General features: G+C 63.7%; 18 protein-coding genes. 12 read left to right on the forward strand and 6 right to left on the reverse strand.

The window, feature by feature from the left end:
- The first annotated feature begins 46 nt into the window (after positions 1–46).
- The 7 genes from FGQ67_RS03035 to FGQ67_RS03065 all read left to right on the forward strand — a co-directional run bounded on the left by FGQ67_RS03035 (position 47) and on the right by FGQ67_RS03065 (position 7,498).
- A complete protein-coding gene (locus FGQ67_RS03035) occupies positions 47–3,250 on the forward strand; it encodes a tape measure protein (RefSeq protein WP_138339961.1) in 3,204 nt (1,067 codons plus the stop codon).
- The gene (locus FGQ67_RS03040) at positions 3,243–4,082 is read left to right on the forward strand and encodes a hypothetical protein (RefSeq protein ID WP_138339963.1); all 840 of its coding nucleotides are present in this window, start codon (positions 3,243–3,245) and stop codon (positions 4,080–4,082) included. Before FGQ67_RS03035 ends, FGQ67_RS03040 begins: the two co-directional genes overlap by 8 nt.
- Positions 4,070–5,056 (forward strand): hypothetical protein, encoded by a 987-nt coding sequence (locus tag FGQ67_RS03045; protein ID WP_138339964.1) that lies wholly within the window; start codon positions 4,070–4,072, stop codon positions 5,054–5,056. Before FGQ67_RS03040 ends, FGQ67_RS03045 begins: the two co-directional genes overlap by 13 nt.
- A gap of 9 nt (positions 5,057–5,065) precedes the next feature.
- On the forward strand, positions 5,066–5,539 hold the full coding sequence (locus FGQ67_RS03050; protein ID WP_171025165.1) for a hypothetical protein: 474 nt from the start codon (positions 5,066–5,068) through the stop codon (positions 5,537–5,539).
- On the forward strand, positions 5,532–6,209 hold the full coding sequence (locus tag FGQ67_RS03055) for a collagen-like domain-containing protein (protein ID WP_138339966.1): 678 nt from the start codon (positions 5,532–5,534) through the stop codon (positions 6,207–6,209). Before FGQ67_RS03050 ends, FGQ67_RS03055 begins: the two co-directional genes overlap by 8 nt.
- 15 nt (positions 6,210–6,224) lie before the next feature.
- Positions 6,225–6,458 carry a collagen-like triple helix repeat-containing protein gene (locus tag FGQ67_RS03060; RefSeq protein ID WP_138339969.1) on the forward strand — a complete coding sequence of 78 codons (234 nt, stop codon included), beginning with the start codon at positions 6,225–6,227 and terminating at the stop codon, positions 6,456–6,458.
- A 227-nt stretch (positions 6,459–6,685) separates the two neighbouring features.
- Complete coding sequence (locus FGQ67_RS03065) at positions 6,686–7,498, forward strand: hypothetical protein (RefSeq protein WP_138339971.1); 813 nt, start codon at positions 6,686–6,688, stop codon at positions 7,496–7,498.
- A gap of 344 nt (positions 7,499–7,842) precedes the next feature.
- Here FGQ67_RS03065 and FGQ67_RS03075 read toward each other — a convergent pair whose 3' ends face one another.
- Positions 7,843–8,067 (reverse strand): hypothetical protein, encoded by a 225-nt coding sequence (locus FGQ67_RS03075; protein ID WP_171025166.1) that lies wholly within the window; start codon positions 8,065–8,067, stop codon positions 7,843–7,845.
- A 19-nt stretch (positions 8,068–8,086) separates the two neighbouring features.
- Positions 8,087–8,959 carry a tyrosine-type recombinase/integrase gene (locus tag FGQ67_RS03080; RefSeq protein ID WP_306803105.1) on the reverse strand — a complete coding sequence of 291 codons (873 nt, stop codon included), beginning with the start codon at positions 8,957–8,959 and terminating at the stop codon, positions 8,087–8,089.
- A gap of 96 nt (positions 8,960–9,055) precedes the next feature.
- On the opposite strand from FGQ67_RS03080, the gene FGQ67_RS03085 reads away from it, so the two are divergent.
- Genes FGQ67_RS03085 through FGQ67_RS03100 form a run of 4 tightly spaced genes read left to right on the forward strand, consistent with a single transcriptional unit; the run spans position 9,056 to position 11,392 of the window.
- Complete coding sequence (locus FGQ67_RS03085; RefSeq protein ID WP_138339976.1) at positions 9,056–9,463, forward strand: carbohydrate-binding protein; 408 nt, start codon at positions 9,056–9,058, stop codon at positions 9,461–9,463.
- A gap of 9 nt (positions 9,464–9,472) precedes the next feature.
- Positions 9,473–10,045, forward strand: a complete 573-nt coding sequence (locus FGQ67_RS03090; protein WP_138339978.1) for a carbohydrate-binding protein — start codon at positions 9,473–9,475, stop codon at positions 10,043–10,045.
- Positions 10,046–10,056: 11 nt separating this feature from the next.
- On the forward strand, positions 10,057–10,452 hold the full coding sequence (locus tag FGQ67_RS03095; protein WP_138339980.1) for a phage holin family protein: 396 nt from the start codon (positions 10,057–10,059) through the stop codon (positions 10,450–10,452).
- The gene (locus tag FGQ67_RS03100; RefSeq protein ID WP_138339982.1) at positions 10,433–11,392 is read left to right on the forward strand and encodes an endolysin-like domain-containing protein; all 960 of its coding nucleotides are present in this window, start codon (positions 10,433–10,435) and stop codon (positions 11,390–11,392) included. Before FGQ67_RS03095 ends, FGQ67_RS03100 begins: the two co-directional genes overlap by 20 nt.
- 226 nt (positions 11,393–11,618) lie before the next feature.
- Here FGQ67_RS03100 and thiD read toward each other — a convergent pair whose 3' ends face one another.
- Both thiD and thiC read right to left on the reverse strand, forming a co-directional pair.
- On the reverse strand, positions 11,619–12,449 hold the full coding sequence (gene thiD, locus FGQ67_RS03105) for a bifunctional hydroxymethylpyrimidine kinase/phosphomethylpyrimidine kinase (protein ID WP_138339983.1): 831 nt from the start codon (positions 12,447–12,449) through the stop codon (positions 11,619–11,621).
- A 182-nt stretch (positions 12,450–12,631) separates the two neighbouring features.
- A complete protein-coding gene (thiC, locus tag FGQ67_RS03110) occupies positions 12,632–13,966 on the reverse strand; it encodes a phosphomethylpyrimidine synthase ThiC (RefSeq protein WP_138339985.1) in 1,335 nt (444 codons plus the stop codon).
- Positions 13,967–14,137: 171 nt separating this feature from the next.
- Here thiC and FGQ67_RS03115 point away from each other — a divergent pair, with 171 nt between their 5' ends.
- Complete coding sequence (locus tag FGQ67_RS03115) at positions 14,138–14,653, forward strand: hypothetical protein (protein ID WP_138339987.1); 516 nt, start codon at positions 14,138–14,140, stop codon at positions 14,651–14,653.
- Positions 14,654–14,676: 23 nt separating this feature from the next.
- Here the strand turns inward: FGQ67_RS03115 and FGQ67_RS03120 are convergent, their stop codons facing one another.
- Together FGQ67_RS03120 and FGQ67_RS03125 are read right to left on the reverse strand one after the other, a co-directional pair.
- Positions 14,677–15,486 carry a YaaA family protein gene (locus FGQ67_RS03120; protein WP_117746764.1) on the reverse strand — a complete coding sequence of 270 codons (810 nt, stop codon included), beginning with the start codon at positions 15,484–15,486 and terminating at the stop codon, positions 14,677–14,679.
- Positions 15,487–15,610: 124 nt separating this feature from the next.
- Positions 15,611–17,008: an aminopeptidase gene (locus tag FGQ67_RS03125; protein WP_138112211.1), complete on the reverse strand. Its 1,398-nt coding sequence runs from the start codon at positions 17,006–17,008 to the stop codon at positions 15,611–15,613.
- Between the last annotated feature and the right edge of the window lie 149 nt (positions 17,009–17,157).

Here is a 17,157-nt window from a genome sequence, read left to right on the forward strand (position 1 = left end):
TGTGGCGGCAAACGTAGGATCTGTTAGCGTGAAGGTAATGCCGTCCATGGACGGCTTCGCCTCGAAGGTCGACAGCTCGCTGTCCGGATCCGGCGCATCGACGGGCTCTAAGTTCGGCAAGGCGTTTTGCGGCGCGGCGGGTAAAACCGCCGGCTCGGGGTTCGTGGCGAAACTGACCGGGTCCCTATCGGGGGCCACCGGGGCGTTCTCGCGCTCGGGCAGGGCCTCGGGCGCTGCTTTTTCTGGTGGCGTGCTTGGGAAGGCCGCCGCCTTTTCCGGCGGCCTGCTGTGCGCCGTCGGGGACGGGCTCTCCTCCGTCAACTCCGTGTTCGGCTCGACCGGAACCACGGCGGGCGGGAACATGGCGAGCAAGGTCGCCTCGGGCTTCTCGGCAAAGGCCGCGGTCATCACCGGCGCCGTTGCCGGCGTGGTGCAGAGGGTCGTCTCGACGGTGTCCTCGAGCGTGGACGCCGCGGTCGCGCGCGTCGACACGCTCAACAACTTCCCCAAGGTGCTCCAGTCGCTCGGCTACGGGGCCGACGAGTCGCAGAGGAGCATCGACACCCTGTCCGACAGGCTGTCGGAACTCCCCACGAGGCTCGACGCGGCCGCGACGGGCGTGCAGCAGCTCGCTCCTTCGTCCAAGTCGATCGACCAGGCGACCGACCGCTACCTCGCATTCAACGATGCCGTCCTCGCCGGCGGCGCGTCCGAGGACATCCAGTCCAACGCCATGACGCAGCTCACCAAGGCCGTCTCCACCAACAAGATGGAGATGGACGCCTGGATGAGCATCCAACAGGCGATGCCGGGCCAGCTCGACCAGGTCGCGAAGTCCATGCTCGGGCAGAGCGCATCGGCGTCCGACCTATACCAGGCCATGAAGGACGGCAGGGTCACGGTCTCGGACTTCGCCGACGCCGTGGTCGACCTCGACAAGAACGGCGCGGACGGCATCACGAGCTTCTCCGAGCAGGCAAAGGCCGCGACGGGCGGCATCAAGACGTCGTTCTCCAACATGTGCAACGCCTTCCCCAAGGGCGTCGCCAAGATCATCGGCGCCATCGGCTCGTCCAACATCGTCGGCGTCATCGACGGCGTAAAGGGCACGGTGAACGGCGCGTTCGGAGCCGTCACCGACGCGATGGCCGACCCGAGCATCCGGGACGCGGCGTCGTCGTTCGCTGCCGTGTTTTCTGATGTGATCGCGGGCGGGGTCTCCGTCGCAGGGGACGCATTTACCGGTGCGGCGGCGATGACCTCCGCTTTCTGCGAGACGCTTCTCAACAACGAGGCGGCTTCATCTTTCGCGGGAACACTTGACGCGCTCGGTTACACGGCGTCCTCCATGGGCGACGCCGTATGGTCGACCGTATCGCAGATCACCGGGTGGTCGAGTCCCGCCGAGGGCGCGGCAGATGCCGCAAACGCCCTCGACGACGCCTTCGAGGCCGCCGAGCCGGTCATCCGCTCGGTGGGCGACGCGTTCCAGTGGGTCTCCGAGCATTCCGAGGAGACTGCCCCGGTCGTCAAGGCCGTCGGCGGCGCCTTCCTCGTCATGAAAGTCGCCGGCGGCCCTGTGGGCTCGCTCCTGAAGTTCATCGGCGGCGCCCTGCTGTCCCTCGGGGCATCCGCACCCGCCGCCGGCGCCGGGCTTGCCACAACGGCGGCGGGCGAGACCGCAGCCGGCACGGCCGCGGGCGCGGCGGCCGGTAAGATGACTTCGTTCGGCGCGGCCGTCCTCATGGTTGGAGCCGGCGTTCTGCTGGCGTGCGGCGGCATCGGCCTTCTCGCCCTGTCCGCGATAAAGCTCGGCGAGGCGGGGCCTCAGGCCGCAATCGGCATGGCAGCAATGGTGGCGGTCATCGCTGGGCTGGCGCTTGGCGCCGCCGCGCTCGGGCCCGCCCTGACTGCCGGCTCCGTCGGCATGGTCGCCTTCGGCGCCGCCGTCGCGCTCGCCGGCGTGGGCATCCTGCTCGCAGCCACCGGCCTCGCGATTATGTCACTCGCGCTGCCGACCATCGCCGCCTGCGGCCCCGAGGCCGCCGTCGGCATGGTCGCGCTCGGAGCCTCCCTGTTCGTGCTGGCCCCCGGTGCCCTCACGGCGTCGGGAGGGCTGCTGGCGCTCGCCGCCGGGGCAGCGGCATGTGCGGTCGCCTCCGCGGCCCTCGGCATGGCCGCCATCGTCGCGGGCGTCGGCCTTATTGTCATGGGAGCTGGCGGTCTCTTGGCGGGCGCTGGCCTGTCGACCTGCTCCGTGCTCGCCATGCCGCTCGCGGTCGCCGCCACGGCCCTGGGCGCCGCCGCCATGGTCGGCGGCGCCGGCCTCATCGTGCTCGGCGTGGGCTCGCTCGTCGCGGGCGCGGGTCTGGCGGTGCTCGCCGTCGGCGCCACGGCTGCATCGCTTGCGACCGCCGCCCTCGCTCTTGGAATGGCTGCGCTCGACGTCGCCATGGCGGGCGCAGCCGTTTCCATTTCGACCTCGGCTGACGGGCTCGGAACCATGGGGAAGGCGATTCCCAAGATATCCTCCGGCGCCCCCGGTGCCGCAGCCGGCCTTGGTGCGCTTGCCGCTGCGGCGGCGGTCGCCGCTCCCGCCCTTGCCGCCGCGCCGCCGTCTCTGGCATCTTTCTCCGCCTCCTGCGGGGCGGCTTCGGCGTCGGCCCTGCTGCTTTCCGTCTCCGTGGCAGCAGTGGCCTCCATGGTCGCGGCGAGCATGGCGTCGGCGTCGGCGTCCGCAGTCTCGTTCGGCGTCCGTTCGGGCGCGTCCTTCAATCGCTTCTCGGCTTCCGCCAGGGATGCGGCAAGTGCCGCCCGCTCTGCGATCATGGGGGCCTGCCGGCAGATGTCGGCCGAGGTCGGATCGATGCGGCTCACGCTTCCGCGCATCAACGTGGGACCGCTGCCGCACTTCTCGATGAGCGGCAAGTTCGACGCACAGACGGGTTCGGTCCCGTCGGTCAACGTTAACTGGTACGCCGGCGGCGCGGTCTTCGGACCGAACAGCCCGCGCGTCATCGGAATCGGCGACAACCGGCGATACGACGAGGCGGCCATCCCGCTGAGCCCTAAGGTGCTGGGCGGGATCGGCAGGGGGGTCGCCCAGACGATGGATGTCGGCGGCGGCTCGGACGGCGCTGCGGTCATCGCGTGGCTCGACCGAAACCTTCCGACAATCATCCGGGAGTACACGCCGGTCACGCTCGAGCGCGACCTCGACAGACACATCAGGGCGGTGGCACATGCATAGAATGCACTACGTGTCGTCATCGGGCGAGAGCGTCGACCTCGATGGCAACGGCGTCTTCGTCGGCACCGCTGCGGGCGTGCGCTCGCGCGAGTGGAGCTACGACCTCTCGTGGCGCGGCGCCTACGGCATCTCGCGAGACGCGAGGGAGGCGACGGTCGATGCCGTGGCGTCCTCGGCGGCTGCCGACAGGCTCAGGCGGCTCGCGGACAGGGATATCTCCGTCGGCGAGCCCGGTCGCCTCGTTGTCGACGGTGTTTGGTACCAGCGCGCCTATATCGCTAAGTCCGAGACCTCGCAGATTTATGGCAGGCGGGGCATCGCCGCTACGCTTACCGTGCTGCTGCTCGACGGATCCTGGCGGCGCGAGGTCGCCCAGGAGTTCTACGCCCGGGAGGACGAGGACCAGACCGGCCTGGACTTCCCCCATGACTTCGAGTTCGACTACGGCGGATCGATCGCAAGCCGGTCGGTCACCGTCGATGGGCTGGTGCCTGCCGACCTTAAGCTCACGATCTTCGGTCCCGCGTCGTCACCGCGCATCACCGTGACGCAGGGGGACTTCATCAACGTCTACTCCGCGGACGTTGAAGTGCCTGGCGGCTCCAGGCTTATCATCGACGGCTCGAGCTTCCCCAAGACGATCAAGCTCGTCGGCATGTACGGTGAGACCGAGGACCGCTTCGCCGACGGCATGCGCGGAGAGGGCGCGGGAAGCGGCTCCTACTGCTTCGAGCAGCTGCGGCCGGGCACGTCCTCTGTCTCGTGGGACGGCTCGTTCGGCTTCACCATGACCCATTATCTTGAGGAGGGGGAGCCGCCTTGGAGCTCATAGTCTCCGACAGCGCCGGCAGGACGCTTTTCCCGATTTCGAACTTCGAGCTGGATATGGACTCGGGCTGGGGCGACGGCGTCGACAACTCGTTCGATCTCGTGGTGCGCGACTCGTCCGTACCGTTGCCGGAGGCCGCTTGGCGTGTTTTCGCCGACGGCCTGGAGATCGGCGGGCGCGTCGAGGGCTTTGAGCTCAAGACTGGCCGCACTTCGTCCGAGCTGCACTGGACCGGGTCGACCTGGACTGGAGTGCTCGAGAAGCGCCTTCTATGGCCCGATCCGGGCCAGGACTACCTTGTCCTCTCTGGGGACGCAAACGCCGTGCTGCGCTCCGCGGTTAAACGGCTCGACATCGGCTCCCTCTTCACAGTTCCCGATGCCGACGCCGGGGTGAGCGTAAGCTACCGATGCAACAGGGACGCACCCGACGCTTGGACCAACCTTAGGCTGGCGATGCGCTCCGCAGGCCTTCGCCTCGATGCGAGGTGGGTGGGCGGATCGTGCAGGCTCCAGGCGGTGAAGGTGACAGACTGGCGCGGCAGGGTCGACTCCGATCTCGTTAACTTCGACCTCAAGAGCGACCTGCTCGTCACCAATCACCTCAAGGCGGCCGGCAAGGGCGAACTTGCGGCCAGAGATGTCGTGGACGTCTACGCCGACCGGGAAGGCGGCGTAGGCACCGTGAAGGCGATGGCCGGCGTCTTCGAGCTCGAGGAGTACTACGACGCCAACAACACCGAGGGCGACGATCTCCGCGATCAGGCACTCAGCCGACTCAAGGACAAACAGTCCGAGGGCAGCGTGACCGTGACGGTCAACGAGGGCGTCGAGTTCGGCCTCGGCGATATCGTCGAGGCCAGGCACTATTCGCCAAACGTGACGGTCTCGGTCGAGATCAGCAGCAAGATCGTAAAGGCCGCGGGGTCGGGCTACAGCGCCACGTATGGCGCATCGCCTGGTGCGGTGGGGAAATAGGAGACTGCTATGAAGCAGATAGAACTCATCGGCCCGCCCCTTTACCAATGGGATACGGGTCGGCGCGTTCACATCGCGTTGCAGGGGGTGACGGAGGCACATTTCGCCGTCGCCGGATCGGAACGCGCATTGGTCGTCCCGGTCGTGGGCGGAGAGGCCGTGGTGCCCTCGCTTCTGCTTACTGCGGGCGTTGACATGGCCGTTTGGGCGAGCGATGGGCGCGACACGCACGCGCGCGCCGTGCTCAAGGTGCGCCCGAGGGCCAAGCCGGACGGCTACATCTACACCGATGACGAGGTCAAGACCTGGGCTGATGTCGAAGATTGGGTGCGAGAGCAGCTGAGGGCCGTAGGCGAGCCCGGCACGAAGTGGTATGTCGGGGGCGGCACCCCCGCCATAGGTGGTCGCGTCGGGGACCTCTATCTCGACAGTGAGACGGGCACCTATTATCGCTACGGCGAGATTGGAGATACAAATGGCTAACGCATGGAACCAAGTTGGAACGCTCAAGGGCCCCAAAGGCGACAAGGGCGCGACCGGCAACGCCGGCCCCAAGGGCGGCAGCGTCCGCGTGGCGAGCGTCAATATCCCGTCGGAAGGCGAAGTCGCATTCTCGGCGCTTTCCCCGTCTGACGGCGTGCAGGTCGGCGACCTCGTGCTCGATGCCAAGGGAAGTGTCTATCCCATTTCGGCGGTGGATCCGGGCAGGTCTACCGCCCGAGTCGGTTCCGCCATCAACGGCGTGAGCCTCAAGGGGCCCAAAGGCGAAACGGGCGACACTGGCCCCAAAGGTGCCGACGGCACGTCCATAACGGTCAAGGGCGCGGTGAGCAGCGAGTCCGCGCTGCCGTCCGATGGCGACATCGGCGACACCTACGTCACGAGCGACAACGGCCACATGTGGGTGAAAACCGCCGCGACCGGTGATGCGCAGTGGACGGACCTCGGCGAAATGAAGGGGCCCAAGGGCGACAAGGGGGCCACGGGCGAAAAGGGTGACAGGGGCGACACCGGCCCCAAGGGCGCACAGGGGCCGGCTGGCCCAGGCATTACGTTCGGCCAAGGGGCTCCTACGGCAGCGTCGCAGGAGGGAGCCGTCTACATTGATACGGCAGACGGCTTTAAGGTCTACCAGTACGGTACGAGTGCCTAGTGAAGGGGGAGCGATATGGCGTGGACTAACATCGGATCGCTGAAGGGTCCCAAAGGCGATAAGGGCGAGACCGGTGCCAGGGGAGCGCAAGGGGCCCAGGGGCCGCGAGGGGAGACCGGCCCGATCGGGCCCAAGGGCGCCGACGGCACCTCAGTGACCGCTGGGACTGGCGCACCGACAGGTACTGCCGTGGTCGGTTCGGTCTACATCGACGCGAGCACGGGCAACCTGTACACCTACAAGGCCTAGCGGGTGACGGCGAAATGGCCTGGATCAAGTTGGGCAACATAAAGGGGCCTGCCGGGGAGACGGGGCCACAGGGTCCTGCAGCCTCGACCGCCCAGACGTTCCTCGCTGCACACCCTGTGGGCTCCCTCTATATGGAAAGCAAGGGCAAAAACCCAGGTGCCACCTATGGGGGAACGTGGGTCATGCGGGACAGCCAGAACGGCTTTATATGGGAAAGGACGGCTTAAATGGAGATAGTGACCGGTAAAGCGGGCGTGCCACACGTCAGCTCGTCCGACGACGGCCGCCGCATTGCGGGCGAAGTCGGCACTGGCAGCTATGTGCTGCAGACGGGCGGCAAACTGGCCCCATCTCTCGTCGACGCGAACACCGTCCGTATCGCGACCGGCGACATGATCGTGCAGGGTCGCCATATCGGCGTCACCTCGCCCGAGGACGTCAAGGTGGCGAGCGGCTCGCAAGGCAAGAAGCGCATGGACTACATTTGTGTCCATTACACCCGCGATGTGAGCGGGTCCAGCCCGACCCTTGTCGAGACGGTCGAGTGGAAGGTTCTCCAGGGAACCCCCGGCTCGAGCGCCGCCGCGCCGTCGGTGCCGAAAGGCTCTATCCTGGACGGTGACGCTGACGTGACGGTCCCGATCTGCTCGGTGACATTCGACGGACTGACGACGGGTCAGCCTAAGCTTCTCATCCCCAAACTGACTCCCCTGGCAGACCTCGGGGATTCTGTATCCCCGGTTTTCGTTGATTGCGGCATTACCAATCTGCCGACTACTGTCCGCATGGTTGGAAATATTGTTGTGGTCACGGTGTCCGGCACGCTAAAGAGTGCTGTAGGGGCCTGGGGAATGCTGACATTAAGTAACGCAGTGCCAATGACAAGAGATAGGCATAACTCGCTTCTCATTTCGCAAGACACAACCGACCCCCGCATCTTGCTGTCGGTAACAGGGACCCATCTATTCATAGAGTCCAAAGGGGCCTCGATACCCCAGGGCTCCTGGATGTTCGGCCAGCTTGTATATCTCTGCGTGTAGCATTCTGTATCCCGCGAGGTTGGCTATCAGTTCTTATATGGGAAAGACTTCTCGGGTCCCTATGTGGCTTACCGTAAAATAGGCTTCCTGGTAGAGATGTCTTGGAATTTCATTCAGGAATCATCACAGTTATGGAATGCAGGGACGTTGCCCGTTGAATTCCGTCCGACTCAATCATTCCTTGCGCCGGCTGTGCGTACATCTTCAAGCGGCATCGTCAACAACGGCACTGCAGAAGTCGAGGTTCAGAAATCTGGCAAAGTTGTCTTTATTAGCGCGGTAGCTGTTAGCCAAGGGCACAACATTGGACACTGCATCTGGATTGCCAAATAGGATACAGAATGCTAGAAACAGCAAAACATCACCGGGATAGTCTCGGCATCGCCCTTATAAGTCTGCACTATCATCCAACGCTGTTTCCCCGCCGACGAGACCGCCGCCTGGCGAATAAATCGCACGCCGGACAGTGGAAAGGCGAGCACGAAATTTCTGGCCTTGATTTCCGTATCGAACTCGTCGTAATAAAACGGGCCGTACTGCTTATTAGCAGAAAAAGTCACGCTGCGCACGACATGGGATACAGAATTCCTACCCGCCGAGTATCAACCGCTCCACCACCCTTTGTGCGTCCTTGCAGATGCGCGGCCTCGGCACGATGTAGTGCTCGTATGCCGTGCCGATATCGGTGTGTCCCAGCATCATGGCCACGGTCTCAATACCCACGCCTGCCTCCACGGCGAGCGTCGCCCACGTGTGACGGCATTCCGTCATCGAGGTCCAGGCGGCTCCGGCTTGGCGACATGCGGATTTGATGTGCCGCGCAATGGCGTCGGGCGACAGTTCGCACAGCCAGCCCGAGCGGCCTTTTCGCAGCGCGCGCAGGCGGTTGACGGCGAAGCGGGGGAGCCAGCAGGACCGCGCGGAGCGCTCGGTCTTCGGCGCCTCGACGACCTCATTGCCGCGCACGACTTGCCTCGAACGGCGGATGCGGACCTCACCGGTGCGCAGGTCGATGTCCGACCACTTGAGGCCGCACGCCTCGCCGCGCCGCAGCCCGAGGGTTACCGAGCAGATTGCGACCGCCTCGCACTCGTGTCCCCACAGCGCGCGGAGGTAGGCACGGACCTGGCTCGCCTCCATCGTGCGTGGGCAGTGCGCCGGCTTGCGCGGTAGCTCGACACCGGCGGCGGTTGGGTCGTACATCCGCACACCGAGACGGCGGATGGCCCAGCGGATAACCTGCCGCAGGGTCTTGTATGCCTTTTCGGCGGCCCCCGGCAGATCAAACGAATCAATCCAGCCCTGTACGCCCTCGGGCGTTATCGCCTCGAGTTCCAGCTCGCCCCAGCGAGGTAGGACGTGCAGCGCTAGCGCGCTCTCGTATCCGGCCAGGGTGCAGGCGCGCAGCCTGCCGCGCTTATCGTCCATGTACCTCGAGGCGGCCTCTGCAACTTTCATCATGGTCTCCAATCCCGTAAATCCCAGACGCGTGGGCTCTCAAGGAGAGGATACGCGCGTGGGATTTCTGCCACGAGAGGTCGAGAGAAAGGAGTCTAAATGGCATTGATCGGGACCCTTGTCGGGCCCGCAGTGCGCCTGGCGACAGACGGGAGGGGTCTCCCGATTCTCGCGTCTGATGAGCCTGAGGTCCCCGAGGGTTTCAAGGCGGACATGGCGTATGAGCAGCGGGGCGGTTCCATCTACCAAGTATGGAGTGTCGTGCCAGACGGGGTGCGCGATGACGCGGTGCGGCTTGCTGCCATGTCCGCCGAGACTCTCGGTGATGTGGATGCGCTGAAGGTACCCCAGCTCATCCGGCCGTGGTATGTGGGTGAGGCCTCGTATGCCGCTGGCGCGCGCGTGGCATATGGAGGCGACCTGTACAAGTGCCTGCAGACGCATGCACCCCGTATCGGATCTGAGCCCGATACGGCTCCGGAGCTTTGGGAAAGAATCAACCATTAAGGAGAAAAAATGTTTTACGGACAATTTGTATCTGGGTCTGTCTACCTGACTACGGACGGCTCCGGCCTGCCGATTCGCGAGGCGGCGGAACCCAACCCCGACGCCGGTTACCACACGGTGCTCGCCTATGAGCAGCATGACGGCGCCATCTGGCAGGTGTGGACTCTCGTTCCCGATGCCGGAACGCCTCAGGACGCTGCCCTCGTGCTCGCCCAGATCCAGGCGGCCACCCTCTCCGACCATGATGCGTTGAAGGTTCCGGCGCTCTATCCGCTCTATGCATGCGGTCACGTCTATGCGCAGGGAGACCGCGTGCTCTGGCAGGGCACGCTCTACAAGGCTATCTCCGGCCACACGGCGACCGCTGCGGACCCCGTATCCGATCCCCAGCACTGGGCGAAGGTCGTAGCGTCCACGGCCGGCGGCGCCGGCGTTCCCGAGTGGATCGGAGGAAAGTCGTACGCCAAGGGTGACCGGGTTACCAAGTACGGCACCGTCTACGAGTCGCTGATTGACGGCAACACGCTCGAGCCCGGCGTCGTCGGGTCTGACGGCGCCTGGAGCATCGTGAGCAACGGCTAGGGGAGGATCGTATGTCGATATTCTTCGTCCAGCTGACCGAGCCTCAGGTCTGGGCCATTAGCCTTGCATGCGTACTAATGCTCATGGACATCGTCACCGGCTTCATCAGCGCCGTCATCAACGGTACCGTTTCGAGCTCCAAGATGCGCGAGGGGCTCGGCCACAAGGCGCAGCTCCTCTGCGTTATCCTGCTTTCCATCATCATCGAGGCGGGCACGCAGCACGTCGTGGGCCTTGGCCTGGGCGGCGTGACCGTCACGGTCGTTTGCACCTACATCGCCGTCATGGAGGTCGCGAGCTGCATGGAGAACGTCTGCTCAGGCTATCCCGAGCTGCGCGACACCCCGCTCATGCGCATCTTCAAGCACGATGGAGGAGGCGACGCTAGTGGCGATCACTCAGCGTGAGGCCTTCGCGCAGGTAATTGAGCACCTCGTCTCGCATGACGGGGGAACGGGACACGGCTATTCCCAGATAAACCGCATGGGCGACGGCACCACGGAGGTCATCACTCTTTCCGATGGCACGACTGTGACCGTCGCGGGCGGCGACCGTGACTGTAGCTCGGCGGTGATAACCGCCCTGCGCGCCGTTGGCGTGAACACGTTCGGCGCCACCTATACCGGCAACATGCGCACGCAGTTGCTCAAGACCGGGCTTTTCGGATGGCGAAAGATGGGCGTAAAGTCGGCGCGGCGCGGCGACATCTATCTCAACGAGAGGCATCACACCGCCGTGTGCATCTCGCCCTACGGCTCCATACGCGGCGACATGCTGGCACAGTTTTCCATCTCGGAAAAAGGCACCGTCACCGGTGCAGAGGGCGATCAGACGGGGCGCGAGAGCAACATCAAGCCGTACTACAGCTATCCGTGGGACGGCACCTTGTACTGGCTCGGCGACGGCAAGACGCTCAGCGGCACAAACACCGAGGTCAGGGACAACACCGTCTCGAGCCTCGGTGACACGCGCTACCTCGGTCCCAAGATGATTAGTGAGCTTCAGCGCCAGCTTGGGACCTCCGCCGACGGGGTCATCTCGGGTCAGTGGCTCACTAACAAGTCTTATTTCTGGGCCGTCGATGCGGGTTGCGTCGAGTGGGCGAAGGCCGGAAAAGGTTGCGGCTCTGATATGGTCCTGGCGCTTCAGCGCAAAGTGGGTTGCAAGATCTACCCTGAGTTCTGCGGTGTCCAGGCTCGCCAGATGAACAGCGGAACCATCAAACAGCACCAGCGTTGGCTTATCGCACATGGCATCTCGTGCGGCTCGTCAGGCGCCGATGGCTACCACGGCCGTGACACCAACGTCGCGATCGGCAAGGCGCTGGTCCGTGGGTTGTACCGATGACCCTCGATTATTGATTGGCAACAAACGAAAAAGCTCCCTCCCTGGTTGTCCAGGGAGGGAGCTTTTTTTTGAATTAAACAAGACGATTCGTCAGTTCGACGGTGACCCTAGCGTATCCCCAAATTATCCCAAGTGCGCGTGCTAACCCGTTTTATGCGCTTCTGCCGTTGTTGTCGTACTTAAACCAGCAGGTAAACGGCGTGTTCGTTTTTGTCGTTCTTACAGGTCAGTACTGCCACATGTGATTGACGGGGCCGGAACCTTTGCCCATGTCAAAGCCGGCGGCGAGGGCGCCCGTTAGGTAGGCCTTGCCCGCGTTGACGGCGTCGGCAAGATCCATGCCCTGCGCCAGCGCGCAGGCGATGGCGGACGAGAGCGTGCAGCCGGTGCCGTGTGTGTTGTCGGTCTCGATGCGCTTGTGGCGGAACCACGTGGTGAGTGGATCTCCCAGATGGTTGCCCTCGTCATCGAGTGGCGCGGGTTCGGCCAGTACATCGTTGGCCTCGTTGACAAGATGCCCACCCTTAACGAGGGATGCGCAACCAAAGCGGCGGGTGAGGAGCATGGCAGCATTTTGCTGCGTGCGCTCGGAGTCGACCTCGTAGTCGAGCAGGGCCATGGCCTCGGGAATATTGGGCGTGATAACCGTCGCTAGCGGGAACAGGCGGCGGGTGAGCGCCTCGGCGGCATCTTCGGCAATCAGCCGTGCGCCCGAGGTGGCTACCATGACGGGGTCGACTACTACGTTTGTCGCGTTCCAAGCGCTCAGGCGGTCGGCGATAACCTCGATAATCTCGGCAGAGGAAACCATGCCAATCTTGACGGCGTTGGGGCGGATATCGTCAAAAACGGCATCGATCTGTGCCGCGACAATATCCGGGGAGATGTTCTGCACGGCGGTGACGCCCAGGGTGTTCTGTGCGGTGATAGCGGTGATGGCCGTCTCGGCATACAGGCGGTGCGCCGTGATGGTCTTGATGTCGGCCTGAATGCCGGCGCCACCGCTGGAATCGGATCCTGCGATGGATAGAACGGCAGGTACCTTACTGCGATCCATGTTCGCTCCCTTGTTCGGTCGGAATCAAATGGGTCTATAAGCCAGCATTATAAAGATGCCCGGGCCGACTCTATGTCGAACCCGGGCGGGCGATGCAATCTTTACGCAAATGCAAGCAAATGTTCACACGTCAACAATTGACAGGCACCGGCTCGCCGCCAGAAGCGGCCGCGGCGACAGGGCTAGTCCTCCATGCCGAGGTCGATCGTGGTGCCCTCGAAGATTTTGTTGACGGTGCGGACGGCGCACATCTTGCCACACATGGTGCAAGTGCCCTCGGTGGCGGCGGGGGACTCCTCGTAGCGCTTCTTGCCCGTAACCGGGTCGAGCGCGCACTTCCACATGGCGTCCCAGTCGAGCTTGCGGCGTGCCTGGCCCATCTTGTCGTCCATGTCGCGGGCGTGGGGCACCTTTTTGGCGATGTCGGCGGCGTGTGCGGCGATCTTGGTGGCCATGAGGCCGTCGAGCACATCCTGGGCGTTGGGCAGGCATAGGTGCTCTGCCGGTGTCACGTAGCACAGGAAGTCGGCACCGGAGCTGGCGGAGATGGCGCCGCCGATGGCAGCGGTGATGTGGTCGTAACCCACGCCGATATCGGTCACCAGCGGCCCGAGCACATAGAACGGAGCATTGTGGCACAGGCGCTTCTGCAGTTTCATGTTGGCGGCGATCTCGTCGAGCGCCATGTGACCCGGGCCCTCGACCATGACCTGGACGCCGGCGGCCCAAGCGCGCTTGCACAGCTTGCCCAGCTCGATCATCTCGGCGGTCTCGGTGGCGTCGTTGGAGTCGTAGAGGCAGCCCGGGCGGCAGGAGTCGCCGAGCGAAATCGTCACGTCGTACTCGTGGCAAATCTCGAGCAACTCGTCGTAGAACTCATAGAACGGGTTCTCGTTACCGGTGACCTCCATCCAGCCAAACAGCAGTGAGCCGCCGCGGCTCACGATGTTCATCAGGCGGCCGGTCTCCTTAAAGGTCTTGGTGACCGACTTGTTGATGCCGCAGTGAATGGTCATAAAGTCCACGCCGTCCTCGGCATGCGCGCGCACGACTTCGAACAGGTCGTCCTTGGTGAGCTTGACCAGCGGCTTTTCCATGTAGCCGATGGCGTCGTACATGGGGACGGTGCCTACCATGAGCGGCGTCTCGTCGATGAGCTGTTGGCGGAACTGGCGCGTCTTGCCCGAGTTGGAGAGGTCCATGATGGCGTCGGCGCCAAAGTCCTCGGCGATCTTGACCTTCTTCCATTCCTCGGTGGCATCGGCCTTGTCGCCCGAGATGCCCAAGTTCACGTTGACCTTGGTGGAAAGGCCCTCGCCGACACCAAAGGCGCGCATGCCCTTTTTGATATGCACGATGTTGGCGGGAATGGCGATGCGGCCGTCGGCCACGCGCTCGCGGATGTACTCGGGGTCGCGATGCTCGCGCTCGGCGACTTCCTTCATCTGCGGCGTGATCTGCCCGGCACGGGCGAAGTCGATTTGCGTGACGAGCTTGGGCTCGGTCTGTGTGCTCATTGGCACGGCTCCCTTCGTTGGCATTACCCATATCAGGTTTGCGGGTCAGGGCGGGCGCGCCCAATCTCAGCCTGCCGTCTTGTCCTGCAAGCTCCCCGTTTATGTAATGGGCTCAAGTATAGCCTGAATGGGTACGATTGGGCCAACGAGCGTGCCTGTGGGGAGGCGAACATGGAAGACAAGCATCTATATCGAGAGACGCAATGGGATGTATCGGCCGAGGAAAGCCGTGCGCACCATGGTCTTGTCGCGATTGGTTTTGCGGTGCTTGCCGTGCTGGTGATTGCCTTTTGTATCTGGACGTTTGGTGGTCGCGGCGGCGCTGCATGGGAGTTTGAGGCCGACGATGCCCTGCCGATCATGACGGTGAAGGTCACTGGCGGTAACACGGTGGCCGCGCCGGGCGACTACTGGTATCTGCGCGACGAGTTTGTGCAATTGCAGCTGAGCGGCGGGTCTATTCCGGGCGAGGAAATCGAACGCGTGACGTTTGATGAGGCGCTCAAAACACTGACGGTGGAGCTCAAAGATCAGGGCGATGTGCCCACGACCATGGATATCGCTCTGACGGAGTGGCGTCTGGAACCTCCGTCGGGCGTTACGGTATCCGACGTAGAGCGCGTTAAGGTTACCTACCAAGATGGCTCAACGAGCGAGATTGCAAAGGCCGATGGCTTGGCGGAGTAACGGGGCGTTTGGAAACGGCGGGCCTATTGTGCCTGCGCGTTCATGAATGCCAGGGTGTTTTTGTCTGAAAGCTCGGGGATGTGCCGATAGCCGATGTTGAATGCGGTAAGTTCGCTTGCATCCTCGAGCTTGTTTTCTGCCATCCACCGCACCATGGAGCCGCGCGCCTTTTTGCTGGCGGTCGAGCGCTGGATGGGCTTGCCGTTGCGGATACCCTCGCCAAAAAGGCATGTGACGGCCATGGCGTCGTCCGCGAGGTGGGGCAGAACGGTTTTGGCATACTCTACGCTGGCGAGATTGACGATCGTGGTGTTTGAGCCTGCCGGGGCGATAGCCCGCGCGAGCTTGTCGCTCCAAAACGCGTAGAGGTCTTGGGCATCGTCAACGGCGAGCTTCGCGCCCATCTCCAGTCGATACGGTTCGACGGCATGGAAGGGACGAACGCACCCGTAGAGGCCGGAGAGGATCCACAGATGGTCTTGCAGCCATGCGAGCTGCACTGAATCCATCACCTCGGGTGCCATGCTCTGGTACTGAATGCCGTGATAGGACATGATGGCGGGGGAGAGGTGACGGGCGAGTGCGGGATTGTCGAGATCGCCGTTCCCCAAGATGGGCTCGAACTCATGCAAAATGTCGAGACAAGGGGCCAGCAGCTTGTCGCTGACGTTCCACAGAGCTTGTAGGCCGCTGTCGCCTTCGGTTCGTTCGATGTCCAAGAGCGCATGGTGCAGCTGAGCGGTCTCGCGCGCAAAGGGCGGAATCCCCTGAACTTCAAAAGCATCTTGTGCCGCGCGCATTTGCTTGGCGGGTGAAACGATGACCTGGAGCATGAACTCTCCTCTGCCAAAAAAGTCGCGGCGGAATACGGTCTGCGCGAGCCGGTTGAAGGCCAGGTTAGTCCGTATTCCACCGCAAGTTATAAAGGGCTGGTTTGGTGCGCCTTACAAGGGTTGGTTAGGCGCGCTCGAGGAAGGCTTTGTACCCGCGATAGGCCTCGTAGATATCGGCCTTGTTGGCGACCTCCCACAGGGCGTGCATGGACAGGACGGCAACGCCGGAGTCGATGACGTTCATGCCATACTTGGCCATGATGTAGGCAATGGTGCCGCCGCCGCCCGCGTTGACGCGACCGAGCTCACAGGTCTGGAAGTCCACGCCGGCCTCGTCCATGATGTCGCGGACGAGGGCCACGTACTCGGCATCGGCGTCGTTGGAGCCGCCCTTGCCGCGGCTGCCCGTGTACTTGTTAAAGCACAGGCCGCGACCCATAAAGGCCGCGTTCTTGGTCTCGAACTTGCCGGCATAGCCCGGGTCGAAGCCGGCGGACACGTCGGAGGAGAGCATGCGGCTGCGGGCGAGTGCGCGGCGCAGGGCCAGCGGGCTATCCTCGCCGGCGAGCGTCATGATCTCGGCGACGGTGTTCTCGAAGAAGCGGCTCGTCATACCGGTGGCACCCACGGAGCCGATCTCCTCCTTGTCGACGATGAGCGTGATGCTCGTGCGCTCCACGTTGGCGACGTCGATCTGGGCGAGCATGGAGGGGTAGGCGCAGACGCGATCGTCGTGGCCATAGCCCAAAATCATGGAGCGGTCGAGGCCCATGTCGCGGGCGGGGCCGGCGGGCACGACCTCGATCTCGGCGGAGAGGAAGTCCTCCTCCTCGACGTCGTACTGCTCCTTGAGGATGTCCAGGAACATCTGCTTGACGGGCTCCTTGGGGGCGTCCTTGTCGTCCCCATCGAACTTGACGGGACGACCGCCCACGATCACGTCGAGGATCTCGGCATCGACGGCGTCCTTGGCAGGCTTGGACATCTGCTCGCTCGAGAGGTGGATCAGCAGGTCGGAGATGGTAAAGACCGGGTCGTCCGCCTTGTCGCCGATATTGATGTCGACGGTGGTACCGTCCTTTTTGCAGATGACGCCCACGAGTGCGAGCGGGGAGGCTACCCAGTGGTAGCTCTTGACGCCGCCGTAGTAGTGCGTGTCGAGGTAGGCCATGTCGCCGGCCTCGAAGGCGGGATTCTGCTTAAGGTCCAGGCGCGGCGAGTCCACGTGGGCGCCCAGGATGTTAAAGCCCTGCTCGAGCGGGGCGGTGCCCAGGTTGACGAGCATAAGGTCCTTGCCGTGGTTGGCGGCGTACACCTTGTCGCCTGCCTTGAGCTCGCGGCCCTCGGCGATCACGGTCTCCAGGTCGACGTATCCCGCCTCCTCGGCCATCTTGATGCCGGTCTTGACGCACAGGCGCTCGGTCTTGTTCTCGCTCAAAAACTGCTTATAGCCGCGGCAAAGCTCCTCGAGCTCCTCGACTTGCTGTGGCGTGTACTTTTTCCATGCGCAGGGACGCTCCATGACGCAGGCTCCTTTCGGATCGATCGTGCTGGTTGATGTACCGTGAGCCATCGTATCACGCGCGGGCCCGCGGCGGCAGGGAAGCCTGATGTGCGGTGGCCGCGGGGCGGGGAGCGTGTAAACTGGTGTGAGCAAACCGTGCCCAGCCC

Source organism: Collinsella aerofaciens, from assembly GCF_005845035.1.
GTDB lineage: Bacteria > Actinomycetota > Coriobacteriia > Coriobacteriales > Coriobacteriaceae > Collinsella > Collinsella aerofaciens_I.

Coding starts and splice junctions, on each gene's coding strand:
- FGQ67_RS03035 (WP_138339961.1), top strand. CDS start 47: ATGGACGGCTTCGCCTCGAAGGTCGACAGCTCGCTGTCCGGATCCGGC.
- FGQ67_RS03040 (WP_138339963.1), top strand. CDS start 3,243: ATGCATAGAATGCACTACGTGTCGTCATCGGGCGAGAGCGTCGACCTC.
- FGQ67_RS03050 (WP_171025165.1), top strand. CDS start 5,066: ATGAAGCAGATAGAACTCATCGGCCCGCCCCTTTACCAATGGGATACG.
- FGQ67_RS03055 (WP_138339966.1), top strand. CDS start 5,532: ATGGCTAACGCATGGAACCAAGTTGGAACGCTCAAGGGCCCCAAAGGC.
- FGQ67_RS03060 (WP_138339969.1), top strand. CDS start 6,225: ATGGCGTGGACTAACATCGGATCGCTGAAGGGTCCCAAAGGCGATAAG.
- FGQ67_RS03065 (WP_138339971.1), top strand. CDS start 6,686: ATGGAGATAGTGACCGGTAAAGCGGGCGTGCCACACGTCAGCTCGTCC.
- FGQ67_RS03080 (WP_306803105.1), bottom strand. CDS start 8,959: ATGATGAAAGTTGCAGAGGCCGCCTCGAGGTACATGGACGATAAGCGC.
- FGQ67_RS03085 (WP_138339976.1), top strand. CDS start 9,056: ATGGCATTGATCGGGACCCTTGTCGGGCCCGCAGTGCGCCTGGCGACA.
- FGQ67_RS03090 (WP_138339978.1), top strand. CDS start 9,473: ATGTTTTACGGACAATTTGTATCTGGGTCTGTCTACCTGACTACGGAC.
- FGQ67_RS03095 (WP_138339980.1), top strand. CDS start 10,057: ATGTCGATATTCTTCGTCCAGCTGACCGAGCCTCAGGTCTGGGCCATT.
- thiD (WP_138339983.1), bottom strand. CDS start 12,449: ATGGATCGCAGTAAGGTACCTGCCGTTCTATCCATCGCAGGATCCGAT.
- thiC (WP_138339985.1), bottom strand. CDS start 13,966: ATGAGCACACAGACCGAGCCCAAGCTCGTCACGCAAATCGACTTCGCC.
- FGQ67_RS03115 (WP_138339987.1), top strand. CDS start 14,138: ATGGAAGACAAGCATCTATATCGAGAGACGCAATGGGATGTATCGGCC.
- FGQ67_RS03120 (WP_117746764.1), bottom strand. CDS start 15,486: ATGCTCCAGGTCATCGTTTCACCCGCCAAGCAAATGCGCGCGGCACAA.
- FGQ67_RS03125 (WP_138112211.1), bottom strand. CDS start 17,008: ATGGAGCGTCCCTGCGCATGGAAAAAGTACACGCCACAGCAAGTCGAG.